Origin of the sequence: Myxococcus faecalis (assembly GCF_050039385.1) — a bacterium.
Lineage (GTDB): Bacteria > Myxococcota > Myxococcia > Myxococcales > Myxococcaceae > Myxococcus > Myxococcus fulvus.
Window position 1 is genome coordinate 8711081 of sequence record NZ_CP144336.1, and the last position, 12659, is coordinate 8723739.

Annotated in this window: 10 protein-coding genes; 9 read left to right on the forward strand and 1 reads right to left on the reverse strand. The window is 71.1% G+C overall.

Going from position 1 to position 12659, the window contains the following annotated elements:
* The first annotated feature begins 19 nt into the window (after nucleotides 1–19).
* The 9 genes from VZQ01_RS35270 to VZQ01_RS35310 all read left to right on the forward strand — a co-directional run bounded on the left by VZQ01_RS35270 (nucleotide 20) and on the right by VZQ01_RS35310 (nucleotide 10632).
* The gene (locus VZQ01_RS35270) at nucleotides 20–886 is read left to right on the forward strand and encodes a type II secretion system F family protein (protein ID WP_223751674.1); all 867 of its coding nucleotides are present in this window, start codon (nucleotides 20–22) and stop codon (nucleotides 884–886) included.
* An 86-nt stretch (nucleotides 887–972) separates the two neighbouring features.
* Nucleotides 973–2928, forward strand: a complete 1956-nt coding sequence (locus VZQ01_RS35275) for an FHA domain-containing protein (RefSeq protein WP_408891706.1) — start codon at nucleotides 973–975, stop codon at nucleotides 2926–2928.
* Nucleotides 2929–2963: 35 nt separating this feature from the next.
* Nucleotides 2964–4700, forward strand: a complete 1737-nt coding sequence (locus tag VZQ01_RS35280) for an FHA domain-containing protein (protein ID WP_223751673.1) — start codon at nucleotides 2964–2966, stop codon at nucleotides 4698–4700.
* Nucleotides 4697–6421: an exodeoxyribonuclease VII large subunit gene (gene xseA / locus VZQ01_RS35285; RefSeq protein ID WP_426745835.1), complete on the forward strand. Its 1725-nt coding sequence runs from the start codon at nucleotides 4697–4699 to the stop codon at nucleotides 6419–6421. The genes VZQ01_RS35280 and xseA overlap by 4 nt, the downstream gene beginning before the upstream one ends.
* Nucleotides 6422–6469: 48 nt before the next feature.
* Entirely contained in the window at nucleotides 6470–6817 is a 348-nt protein-coding gene (gene xseB, locus VZQ01_RS35290) for an exodeoxyribonuclease VII small subunit (protein WP_046714739.1), read from the forward strand.
* A 24-nt stretch (nucleotides 6818–6841) separates the two neighbouring features.
* Nucleotides 6842–7222 carry a response regulator gene (locus VZQ01_RS35295; RefSeq protein ID WP_141324765.1) on the forward strand — a complete coding sequence of 127 codons (381 nt, stop codon included), beginning with the start codon at nucleotides 6842–6844 and terminating at the stop codon, nucleotides 7220–7222.
* Nucleotides 7223–7250: 28 nt separating this feature from the next.
* Nucleotides 7251–8144, forward strand: a complete 894-nt coding sequence (locus VZQ01_RS35300) for a polyprenyl synthetase family protein (protein WP_223751670.1) — start codon at nucleotides 7251–7253, stop codon at nucleotides 8142–8144.
* The gene (locus VZQ01_RS35305) at nucleotides 8141–9889 is read left to right on the forward strand and encodes a 1-deoxy-D-xylulose-5-phosphate synthase (protein WP_426745837.1); all 1749 of its coding nucleotides are present in this window, start codon (nucleotides 8141–8143) and stop codon (nucleotides 9887–9889) included. Before VZQ01_RS35300 ends, VZQ01_RS35305 begins: the two co-directional genes overlap by 4 nt.
* A 2-nt stretch (nucleotides 9890–9891) precedes the next feature.
* Nucleotides 9892–10632: a TlyA family RNA methyltransferase gene (locus tag VZQ01_RS35310; protein ID WP_141324772.1), complete on the forward strand. Its 741-nt coding sequence runs from the start codon at nucleotides 9892–9894 to the stop codon at nucleotides 10630–10632.
* A 53-nt stretch (nucleotides 10633–10685) separates the two neighbouring features.
* Here VZQ01_RS35310 and VZQ01_RS35315 read toward each other — a convergent pair whose 3' ends face one another.
* Entirely contained in the window at nucleotides 10686–12305 is a 1620-nt protein-coding gene (locus VZQ01_RS35315; protein WP_426745839.1) for a hypothetical protein, read from the reverse strand.
* Nucleotides 12306–12659: the final 354 nt, after the last annotated feature.

Genomic DNA, 12659 nt, shown 5'->3' on the forward strand with positions numbered 1-12659 from the left:
GGTGGATATCCTGACGCAAGTGTTGGTCGGAAGCTCGGCGCTGCTCTTCGCAGGCGCGGTGGGCTTCCTCGGAATCGGTCTGTACCAGGTGCTCCTGGAGCGCTTCCTGTCGGAGGTGCGCGACGAGTCCCAGGGCGGCATGAAGGGCTTCGGCTCGGTGGCCATCCGCCGGCTGGGTGCCATGAACCGCCGGTTCATCTGGCCCAGCTACGAGGCGAAGTCGCGCCGCAACCTCATCAAGGCCGGTGAGCCCCAGGGCTACAAGCCCGAGGACATGATGGCGCTGCAGGAAGTCAGCGCCGTCGTCGGCCTGCTGATGGGCCTGTTCATGCTCAACGGCCTGGGCCAGAACCTGGTCTGGTCGCTGCTGTTCCTGCTGTTCGGCATGTACTACCCGCTCCTGTGGCTGAACGACCAGGTGAAGAAGCGCCACCTGCTCATCAGCCGCGCGCTGCCCTACAACCTGGACCTCCTGACGCTGTCCGTGGAGGCCGGTCTGGACTTCACCGCGGCGCTGGCGAAGGTGGTGGAGAAGGGCAAGGCGGGCCCGCTGCGCGAGGAGCTGCAGCTGGTGCTCAAGCAGCTGAAGATGGGCAAGACGCGTGAAGAGGCCCTCAAGAGCATGATTGTGCGCGTGGACCTGCCGTCGCTGACGACGTTCGTCACGGCGCTCATCCAGGCGGACAAGATGGGTACGAGCCTGGGCAAGGTGCTGCGCATCCAGTCCACGCAGATGCGCATCGACCGCACGCAGCGCGCGGAGAAGCTGGCCGGCGAGGCGCCGGTGAAGATGCTCTTCCCGCTCATCGCCTGCATCTTCCCGACCGTGTTCATGGTCCTCTTCGGACCCATCGTGTTCCAGTTCTTCTTCGGTGAGCTCGCGTAGGGGGAAGTCCTCTGCCGATTCTCCTCTCCATCACGAAGGGGCTCCAGGAAGGACGCGAGCTCGTCTTCGAGCAGGCCGAGGTCAAGATCGGCCGCACCTCGGAGAACGACGTGGTGTTGCATGACCACGGCGTCTCCCGGCAGCACGCTCGCATCGTCCTGCGTGCCGGGCAGTACTACGCCGAGGACAACGGCAGCTCCAACGGCACGGTGCTCAACGGCAACCTGCTGAAGGGCGAGCAGCTGCTGCGCGACGGGGACCGCATCGGCGTGGGGCCGGTGGAGTTCACGTTCCTGTGGGTGCCGCCGGATGGGGACGTGGACGCCACGCGGCCCATCCGCCGCGCGCCCCCGCAGCCCTCGGTGGTGCTGGAGCAGCCGGACCAGGAGTACCTGCCCACCGGAGAGCTCCCCGCCGTCGCTCCCGTGGCGCCGTCCTCGTCGAACCCGCCCAGCGGCAAGCGTCCGCTCGTGGCCCCCGCGGCGCCGCTCCCCATCCTGCCGTCGCTCGCGTCCCTGTCCGAGCCGGCGCCGACCGCCTCGAAGCGCCCCTCCGTGCCGCCGGTGCCCCCGGTGTTGGTGCCCCCTCCAGCGCCGCCGCAGGAGGACCGCACCGAGCTGAACCTGGCGCCGGTGGTGATGGTGCCGGTCCTCACCTCGCGGCCCCTGCCGCCCCCCGTGCTCCCACGCGAGGAGCACACCGAGGTCCTCCCTCCCGCCCGCGCCGCCATGCCCCCGGTGCTCCCCGTCGAGGAGCGCACCGAGGTGCAGCTGACCCTCTCACCCGCCCTGCTGGGCGTGCCCCTGGCGCCGCCGGTGGAGGAGCGCACCGACGTGCTCCTGGCCGCGGTGTCGCCGCCCATCGCCACCGCCATGCCTCCGGGGTTGCTGGAGGAGTCCATCCCGGAGGAGCGCACGGAGCTGGCGCTGCCCACGCTCGCGGCGGTGGGGCTGCTGGAGAGTCCCGCGGACGAGGACTCCACCCGGCCCATCGTCCGGCTCGCGAAGCCCGTCGCCGCGCTCGCCCCTGGCGTGGAGGACGCGCCGACGCTCGCGCCCCCTCCCGTCGTCGCCAAGAGCGCGTCCGCTCCCGGGGCCACCGCCGCGGACCGTGCGCGCGAGCGACGGGCGCTGTCGCGGAGCCGGGGAGGGCAGTTGGTGCTCGGGTGGCGCGGGCTGTCCCTGCCCCGCAAGCTGCTGACGGGCGCGGTGCTGCTCCTGGTGCTGGGGGGCGTGTCGGTGGGGCTCGCCGCCGTGTTCCTGCCCGGAGGGGTGGGCCTGGGCGGCGCTCGCGCGGAGCCCTCGAGCCTGGGCCTGGAGGCCGTGACGGACTCGTTCGGGCTGGGGGAGGGGGTGCGCTGGGAGCACCCGGACCAGAAGTCCTTCGAGTTCCAGTTCGTCGCGCCCACCCGCGCGGTGGCCCTGCTGCACTACCAGGCCAGCGGCGTGTCCAAGGAGGAGGTCGCCCTGGTGCTCAACGGGGTGAACCTGGGCTGGGTGCCACCGGATACCACCACCACCGCCGAGCGGGAGCTGGAGCACATCCTCCCCGCCAGCGCCCTCAAGCGCGGCGTCGTCAACACCTTCGCCTTCGACAACGTCCGCAACCCCCCGGGCAACGAGACGTGGCGGGTGTGGAACCTGCGGTTGGAAATCATCCCCGTGCCGGAATTGCCGCCCGAGCAGCTTTTGGAGCAGGCGCGCGAATATGCCTCCACGGGCCGGCGTTTCTTCGACTCGAAGGGGGTGGGGGCGGAGAACCTGTTCCGGGCCTGGCAGCAGTTCCGCTTCGCCTGGATTACCCTGGAGGCCCTGGACACGCGGCCGGAGCTGTACGAGGACGTCCGGTATCAGCTTTCCCAGGTCTCCTCCGAGCTGGACCACCAATGTGCCCAGCTCATGCTCGAATTCCAACGCAGTGTGCAGTTCCGCAGCGCGAAGAAGGCCCGGGCGGCTTTGCAGGAAGTCAGCAGGCGCTTCCCTACGACAGAGCATCGCTGCCACAATCTGGCCAAGGAAAAGGCGTTCGAGCACGAGCTGTAGCTCTCGTGCTCTTTTCAGGAAGTCGGTGATTGGTCATGTCGAACGGTTCCCCTCCTGCTCGTCGCAGGCCTCCTTCCGGGACGCCCTCGGGCGGGACCGGAGCTCGCCCCGCCACCCGCAGGTCGTCTCCGGCCGCTGCTCGGCCCGCGCCCGTGGCGGCGTCGCCCCGGCTCGTCTGTATCGCGGGACCCAAGGCGGGTGAGGAGTTCTCCCTGGAGGACGGCGAGTACGTCATCGGCCGCGCCACGGACAACCCCATCTGCATCCCGGACACCTCCGTGTCGCGCAAGCACGTCATGGTGCGCAAGTCGGGCGGTGGCTGGACGGTGAGTGATCTGGGGTCCGGAAACGGCACGCTCGTCAACGGCGAGGCCATTGGCGACGAGACGCCCCTGGCCACCGGGGACATCATCACCCTGGGCGACACGGAGCTGCGCTTCGAGGACGTGGCCAACTCCACCATGATGGTGGCCGCGCCGCCGTCGCGCAGCCGTCCCTCGAGCGCCGCGGGCCGAGGCGGAGTCCCCGCGCGTCCGCCTCCGCGCGTGGAGGGTGGACGTGTGCGCAGCGCGCGCTCGTCGGCCATGGCGCCTCCTGACCCGGAGGTCCTGGCGAAGAAGAAGAAGATGATGCTCATCGGCGGCGGCGTGGTGGTGCTGCTGCTCGGTGGCCTCGTGGTCGCGCGCGTGCAGGTGGCGAAGCAGAACGAGCAGCTGCTCCTGCAGAAGGGCCAGCAGGAGGCCGTCCGCAAGGAGCTGAGCACCGTCTTCCAGGACGCGAAGAACCTGGTGCGCGAGGGCAAGTGGGTGGAGGCCAAGGCCAAGCTCGAGGAGCTGGCCGCCGCGGCGCCCGACTACCCCGGCGTGAAGGACTACCTCGACCACGCCCAGCGCGAGATTCCCATCCAGGAGCGGCTGACGGAGGCGCGCGCCGCCATCATCAAGAACGAGCTGGGCAACGCCGCCGCCGCGCTCGCGAAGGCCGGCGAGAGCCAGTTCCTCTACGAGCAGGTGAACGCCGCCAAGCGCGAGCTGAAGGACCTGGCCGACAAGCGCTCCGTGGAGGCGCGCAAGGCGCTGGACACCAACCAGCTGGACCAGGCCAAGTTCATCACCGACGACGTGCTCAAGGCGTACCCGGACCACCGCGACGCCAAGCTCATCAACGAGCAGGCGGTGCAGGCCATCGCCGTGCGTGACGCGCCCAGGCCCGTCATCGTCGGACCCGCGCCCAAGCCGTGGGAGCCCGCGGTGCAGCGCTTCGTCGACGGCGACATGTCCGGCGCGGTGGCCATCCTCAACGCCTGCATGTCGAAGGCGCCGCAGTGCAAGAAGCTGCTCGGACAGATGTCGGAGTTCAGCAACCTGTACAAGCGGCTGGAGGACCTGGACGCCAAGGGCCTGACGAAGCTGATGGCGCTGGACAAGGACATCACCGACGGGCGCACGAGCAAGATGGCGCGCAACGCGGGTACCCGCGCGGCGACCATCTTTTACAAGAGCGCCACGGGCGCGAAGGCCGCTGGCCAGTGGGCGCGCGCCATGGAGTACGCCCGCCGCGCGCTGCAGGCGGACCCGGGCCACGCGGGCGCGTCCAACATCATCAGCGAGCTGAAGGCGAAGGCGAAGGAGCTGTACTTCCTGGCCTACGCGATGAAGGACGGCAACCCCGAGGACGCGCTGCCGAAGTTCAAGGACGTGGTGGCGATGACGCCCCCGGACGACGAGTACCACGACAAGGCGAAGACCTGGGTCGAGAAGCTCTCGCGATGAAGAAGCGCAAGGGCGCGGGCGGCGAGGTTCCGCCGTCCGCCGCGTCGGGATTCCAGGGGGACTTGTTCGGGACGCTCGCGCCGGTGGAGCCCGCCGTGGCCGCCGTGCCCAAGGTGGTGGCGCTGCCGCGCAAGGCGCCTCCTCCTGTGGACGCGGACGGCACCGGGCTGTTGGGTCCGTTGGAGGGCGCTCCCTCGGCGCCTCCGAAGCCCGAGCGCTCGGTGCTCTCCGTGGGAGAGCTCACGCGGCAGCTCAAGCAGACGATTGAGTCCCGCTTCGCGCGCGTCATCGTGCGCGGTGAGGTGACGGGCTTTCGCGGGGCGAACGCGCGGGGCCACTGGTACTTCTCGCTGAAGGACACCGTCGCCTCCATCGACGCGAAGGTCTGGGCGTCGATGGCGGGGCGGATGCGCTTCGCGCTGCGCGACGGCATGGAGGTGCTGGCCGAGGGCAGCGTCGACCTGTACGAGCCGCAGGGCCGCTACAGCCTCATCGTCACGCGGCTGGAGCCGGTGGGCGAGGGCGCGCTGGCGCTGGCCTTCGAGCAGCTCAAGGCGCGGCTCGCGGCGGAGGGCCTCATCGGCGACCGCCGCGTGCGGGCGCCCCGGCCGTTGCCCTTCCTTCCCCGGCGCATCGGCGTGGTGACGAGCCGCACGGGCGCCGCGCTCCAGGACTTCCTGCGCGTGCTCCACTCGCGCAACCCGCGGTTGAGCGTGCTGCTCGCGGACGCGCGCGTGCAGGGGGAGGGCTCCGCGGCCGAGGTGGCGCGGGCCATCGCGCGGCTCTCCCGCTCCGACGTGGACGTCATCGTGGTGACGCGCGGCGGAGGTTCGGTGGAGGACCTCTGGACGTTCAACGAGGAGGAGGTGGCGCGCGCCATCTTCGCCTCGCCCGTGCCGGTGGTGTCCGCCATCGGTCACGAAATCGACTTCACCATCGCCGACTTCGTGGCGGACTGGCGCGCGGCCACGCCCAGCGCGGCGGCGGAGCGGCTGGCGCCGGTGCTGGCGGACCTGGAGCTGTCGCTCGCGACGCAGGCCGGGCGGCTGCGGCGGGCCATGGAGCGCCGGGTGCTGGAGCTGCGCGAGCGTCAGGGACAGCTCGCCTCGCGCCTGGAGGACCCGCGGCGGGCCCTCAACCACCAGCGGCTGCACCTGTCCGAGCAGGTGGAGGCGATGATGCGGGTGCTGCGGCCCGCGGTGCGCGAGCGGCGGGACTCGCTGCGCGCGCTGACGGAGCGGCTGCAGCGCGCGCGCCCGCAGGCGCGGCTGGGCGAGCAGCGCGCGCACCTGTTGAAGCTGGCCATGCGGCTGGCGGAGGCGGCGCGCGCGGGCGTGGCGACGCGGCAGGCCTCGCTGTCCGCGGCGCGGCTGGGGCTGGAGCGGGCCTCGCCGGTGGCGCTCGTGGCGAAGGAGCGCGCCCGTCTGGCCGCGCACCAGGCACGGCTGCGAGCGCTGCAGCAGGGGACGCTGGCGGACGCGCAGCGGCGGTTCCAGCGTCTGGAGGGACGACTGGACGCGATGAGCCCGTTGAAGGTGATGTCACGCGGCTATTCGGTGGTGTTCCGTCAGCGCGACGGGGGCGTGGTGCGCTCCGTCGCGGATGTCGAGGTGGGGGAGAAGCTGGGCATCAAGCTCGCGGCGAATGGCGCGAGGACACTCGGCGGGTGTGAAGAAGTCGAAGCCACTGTGACATCGGTAAAAGGGCCGGTGGACTGCTAACGGGCCACCCTCTAGAGTCCCGCGCCCCGAACGGGGAGGTGGAAGGCTGTGGCGAAGGCGGACAAGGCGTCCAAGGCGGACAAGGCAGGTGAGGCCGAGGTTCCCGGTCAGTACGGGGACGTCGTGAGCCGTCTCGAGGAGACGGTGGGCCGGCTGGAGAGCGGCAACCTGTCGCTGGAGGATTCGCTCAAGGCGTTCGAGGAGGGCATCCGGCTGGTACGTCGGGGTGAGAAGCTGCTCACCGAGGCGGAGCAGCGAATCGAGCAGCTCCTCCAGGACGAGGATGGCAACGACGTGGTGGCTCCGCTGTCGGTGGCGGCCCGACCTCCGGCGCAGGCGGCGGCCCCCCGGGCGCCCGCACCGCGACCTCCACCCGAGGATGACGTTCCGTTCTAGGTCGTGCGGGACGCGCGCTCGGGCATGTCGAAGCCGAAGATCACCATTGTCGACGATGACCGCGACACGCGGGAGCTGCTCGCGGCGGCCCTGGAGGACGAGGGCTTCGAGGTGACGCTGGCGGCCAACGGGCTGCGGCTCATCGCGTCGCTGCAGTTGCACCGGCCGCAGGCCATCCTCCTGGACGTGAACATGTCCTGGATCGACGGCTTCGAGCTGTGCAAGGCGGTGAAGAAGAACGAGCACTTCCGGGACATCCCCATCATATTCATCAGCGGGCGTGGGGACTCGGAGGACAAGAAGCGCGGTCGCGAGGTCGGCGCCGCGGACTATTTCGTCAAGCCGCTGGATACGGACAAGCTCGTCCGACGCATCCGTGAGCTGGTGACCCCGGCCGCGCCCTAGCGCTCATCCAGCAGAGGAGTACCGATTCATGGCTCAGTTCGACCTGGATGCCTTCCTGCGGACCCAGCAGGCGCGGGTGGAGTCGCTGTTGCTCGAGCGCGCGGACCGGCTCGCCTCCTCGGGGGCTCCTCCCCGGTTGGTGGAGTCCATGCGCTACTCGCTGCTCGCGGGCGGCAAGCGGCTGCGGCCCGTGCTCTGCCTCACCTTCGCGGACACCGTGGCGCAAGCCTCGCTCGTGTCGGCGCTGGCGGCGGACGCGGCGTGCTCGCTGGAGTTCGTGCACACGTACTCGCTGGTGCATGACGACCTGCCGGCCATGGACGACGACGACTTCCGTCGCGGCCGGCCGACGAACCACAAGGTCTACGGTGAGGCGATGGCCATCCTCGCGGGCGACAGCCTGCTGACGGATGCCTTCGGACTGCTCGCCGACGGGCCGGAGCCCGTGCGGGGCGCGCTGTGCCGCGAGCTGGCGGTGGCGTCGGGCGCCGCGGGCATGGTGGGCGGCCAGGTGCTGGACACCGCCGAGGACCGACCCGCGAACCTGGACTACCTGGTGCGCATGCACCGGCTCAAGACGGGAGCGCTCATTCGCGCGGCGTGCCGCATGGGCGTGCTCGCGGGGGGAGGCGATGCGGAGGCGCTCGTGCGCGCGCAGATGTACGGCGACGCGGTGGGTCTGGCGTTCCAGATCGCCGACGACGTGCTGGACGTGACGTCGACGCGGGAGCAGCTGGGCAAGCCCGTGGGCGCGGACGCCGACGCGGGACGCTTCACCTTCCCGGCCGTGGTGGGCCTGGAGGAGTCGCGCCGTCTGGCCGACGAGCAGGTGCGGCTGGCGGTGGAGGCGGTGCGGCCGCTCGAGGGTGAGGACGGGCCCCTGGCGGCGCTCGCGCGGTACGTGGTGGAGCGGAAGCTTTGACGGCGGAGGTCCTGAGCCGCATCGCCTCGCCGACGGACCTGCGGGCGCTTCCCGAAGCGGAGCTGCCCCAGTTGTGCACGGAGCTCCGGGAGGAGATCATCTCCATCTGCGGCCGCGTGGGTGGCCACCTGGGCGCCTCGCTGGGCGCGGTGGAGCTCATCGTCGCGCTGCACCGGGTCTTCCACTCGCCCACGGACGCGATTCTCTTCGACGTGGGGCACCAGACTTACGCGCACAAGCTGCTCACCGGGCGCCGGGAGCAGATGCACACGCTGCGGCAGGCTGGCGGCGTGGCGCCCTTCCTGGACCCGCGCGAGAGCCCGCATGACGCGCTGCTCGCGGGACACTCCTGCACCGCGGTGTCGGCGGCGCTGGGGGTGCTCGAGGGGCGGAGGATGCTGGGGCACCGGGGCCATGTGGTGGCGGTGCTCGGGGATGGCGGGCTCACCGGCGGCTTGACGTTCGAGGGGCTCAACAACGCGGGAGGCAGCCATCTGCCGCTCGTGGTGGTGCTCAACGACAACCAGATGTCCATCAGCGCGAACGTGGGCGCCATTCCCTCGCTCCTGCGCACGCGCGGCGCGCGGGACTTCTTCCAGGGACTGGGCTTCACGTACCTGGGCCCCGTGGATGGGCACGATCTGGGCGCGCTGACACACGCGCTGCGCGAGGCGCGCGCGTCCATGCGCCCCGTGGTGGTGCACGCGCTGACGCTCAAGGGGAAGGGGTTCCCTCCGGCCGAGGCGGATGCCCAGACGCGTGGGCACGCGATGGGGCCCTACGAGTGGCGCGACGGCAAGCTGGTGCGCTCGCGCGGAGGGCATCGCACGTACAGCGAGGCCTTGGCCTCGGCGCTGGAGGACGCGATGGCGCGTGACTCCCGCGTCGTCGCGGTGACGCCCGCGATGCTGGAGGGCTCGGCGCTCAATGCGCTCAAGGCCCGCTTCCCGGACCGCGTGCACGACGTGGGCATCGCCGAGCAGCACGCGGTGACGTTCTGCGCGGGGCTCGCCGCCGCGGGGGCTCGCCCCGTGTGCTGCATCTACTCCACGTTCCTCCAGCGCGCGTACGACCAGATCATCCACGACGTGTGTCTTCCGGGCCTGCCCGTCGTCTTCGCGGTGGACCGCGCGGGGCTCGTCGGCGCGGATGGGGCCACGCACCAGGGCACGTACGACGTGTCCTCGCTGCGCCCGCTGCCCGGGCTCCGGCTGTGGTCCCCCGTGGTGGGCGAGGACTTCGCGCCCATGCTGCAGACCGCGCTCGCCTCGCCGCTGCCCTCCGTGCTCCGCTTCCCTCGCGGCACGCTGCCAGCGCTGCCTGCCGAGGTGCACGTGGGCGAGGCGCCGGTCCAGGGCGCCCGGTGGCTCGTGCGCGCGAAGCAGCCGGAGCTGACGCTGGTGACGTTCGGGCCGTTGGCGCTCTCCGCGCTCGAGGCGGCGCGACACGAGCCGCGATGGAACGTGCTCGACGCGCGGGAGCTGTCGCCGCTGGACGAGGGCGCGCTCCTGGTGGCCGCGCGTCAGGGGCCGCTGGTGGTGGCGGAGGAGGGCACGGTGCGCGGAGGGCTGGGGAGCGCGGTGTTGGAGCTGCTCGCCGAGAAGGGCGTGTCCCAGCGCGTGCGGCTCGTGGGCATGCCGGACGTATTCGTCCCCCATGGCGATGCGCGGGTGCAGCGCGCGGAGCTGGGGCTGGACGCGGAGGGCTTGCGACGCGCGGGCCGGGCGCTCCTGGAGGGCACATGACGATGAAGCCTCGCAAGGAGCGGGTGGACGTGCTGGTGGTGGAGCGGGGGCTGGCGGAGTCGCGCACCAAGGCCCAGGCGCTCATCCTCGCGGGCCAGGTCGTCGTGGATGACCAGCGCGTGGACAAGCCCGGCTCCCTCATCCCCGTGGAGGCGGAGCTGCGCCTCAAGGGTGAGGTGCTCCCGTACGTCTCGCGCGGTGGGCTCAAGCTCAAGGGCGCCATCGACCACTTCGGCCTGGATGTCCGAGGCAAGGTGGGCGCGGACATCGGCGCGAGCACGGGCGGCTTCACCGACTGCCTGCTCCAGCATGGCGCGGTGCGGGTGCACGCCATCGACGTGGGCTATGGCCAGCTCCACGAGAAGCTCCGCAAGGACCCGCGCGTGCGCTCCCGTGAGCGCGTCAACGCGCGCTACCTGACGGAGGAGGACCTGCCGGAGAAGGTCGGCGTCGTCGTCATCGACGTGAGCTTCATCTCGCTCACCCAGGTGCTTCCCTCGGTGCTGCCCTTCCTGGAGCCGGGCGGTGTCCTGGCCGCGCTGGTGAAGCCCCAGTTCGAGGTGGGCCCGGACCGCGTCGGCAAGGGAGGCGTGGTGCGGGACGCCGCCGCGCGGCAGGACGCCATCGACACCGTGACGGCCTTCGTGCGCGAGCAGGGGCTGACCGTGCGCGGCGTCATGGATTCGCCGGTGCCAGGGCCGGCGGGCAACGTGGAGGCGCTGCTCGTCGCCGAGCGGCCCTGACGCGGCACGGAGGGAAGGGCGGCGGAGGGCTCGCCCTTCCCGGTGGCCTTCGGCTACGGCCGGGCGCTGCGGTACTGCGACGACGTCTGCAGCTCGAGCAGCTTCTGGTTGGTGCGCATCCAGAGCCGGCCGCTGTCGTCGAAGGCCGCGCCCATGGACACGGAGACCTGGTAGCGGAAGAGCTCGCGGCCCTCGGCCGAGCTCCCCAGCGTCTGGTCCACACCCACCAGCTCCACGGGAAGCGTGGCCGTCGAGCCCTGGGCCGCGGGGGCGTTCAGGAAGAACAGGTCCGAGGACGAGTTCGTCAATGAGTTCGCGGGCAGCAGGTACTTCACGTGGAGCGCGCCGTTGGCGTCCACCGAGCGCAGCTCCCGGTTGCGGATGGTGCCGGTGTTCGAGTCCAGCAGCCACACGCGCTGCGTGGTCGCCGCGGCCACCCGGCTGCCGTTGGCGTAGGTGGCAATCTGCTGCACCTTTCCGGTGAGCACGCCCGTGGCCCACTTCGACGCGTTGCCCTCGCAGCCCTCCAGGTTCGCGACACAGGCGAGGACCTGCGACTTGTCCTCGGGCAGCGCGAAGCCCAGGTAGAGGATGCTGCCGTCGCTGCTGAACTGCCCCACCGGGCGCGGCGTGGCGGTGTTCGACGTGAAGAGCTGCCGGATGATGTGCGTGGCCTGCAGCGTCCCGCCCGCCGAGTCCGTGCCGCCGTCCAACTCCTCGACGATGATGTCCGCGCGGTTCTCGCTGTACTCGATGTGGCTGGCGAAGAGCACGCGGCCATCCCCGCGGATCAACAACTGGCCGACGGGGGTTCCCACGGAGATCTCCCGCTGGTACTCCCAGCGCGTGACGCCGATCTTCAGGCCGTCCTGGGTGTCGTGGGTGATGCGGTAGATGAGGCCCTGGACGGAGCGGATCAACGCGTCGCCGTTGGGGAAGACGACCAGGTCGTTGACCTCCAGGTCCACCGGTGTGCGCGCCGTCATCTTGAAGTCGCGGTCGATGGCGAACGCGCCGTACCCGGGCGTGTAGACCCAGCGCTTGCCGCTCTGCGCGTTGCGAGGCGTGATGACGGTGGACGCGTTGCAGAGCGTCGGGGCCTGCAGCGTCCCGGCGGCGCCACCCGAGGCGTTGTGCCGGTACATGGTCTCGATGCCGCCCGTGGTCGTCTTGGCGCAGCTCAGGAACGTCGCCGTGGAGCCCGAGCCGTCGATGGCCAGCGGCATGGCGTAGACCTGCAGGCCCTGCGGGTCGTCATTGGCGCGGGACACCGGGAAGAAGGTGGCCGGCTGGGGCAGGGACGTGTTCTTGCGGCCGTCGTCGCACACCACCTCGGCCGTGAGCGACAGGCTCGCGGCGAGCCCCACCAGCGGGTTGGCGTACGGGATGTCCGACGCCAGCAGCTCGAAGTTGGTGGTGCCACCGCCCGAGGGGAACGCCTTGAGGAAGGTGGTCCGGTCGTAGAGGTTGAGCGTGTTGACCTTCTCGCAGCCGGCGATGGTCGCGATGAGCTTGAGGCTGGTGCCCGCGACGTTCCCCTGGGGAACCGTCAGGGCCACCTGCGGCGGATCCGGCGTGGGCGGTGGCGGGTCGTCGCCACAGGCGATGGCCAGACTGGAGACGAGTACGAGGGCGGTGCGCCATGCACGCCGAGTCACGGGAGGGTGGAGCATGGCACCGCACTCTACCTCGCTCGCACCATTCCCGGCATCCTCCCCCATCCGCAAAACGGCCCGGCCCCCGCGCCCCCGAAGATTGCGACCCTCCAGGGCCCCATGACGTGATAGCCCGGCGATTCCCGTGGGTGGGGACCTCGGGTCCTCCACCACTCCAGGGTACACGGGAACGGGTGGGAGCTTGCGATGACGGGTGGTTGGCTGCTCGAAGGGACGGAGTCCGGCCGGACGAGCGGCGCCAGGTCATGGCGGGCGTGGGAAGGATTCCCACCGCGCGGTGTTGGCGCGCGCCCGTTCTGCCCCCGGAGTGGGGGACATGGGGTGGAAGTGCTCCAGGGGCGTGGGTGTGGG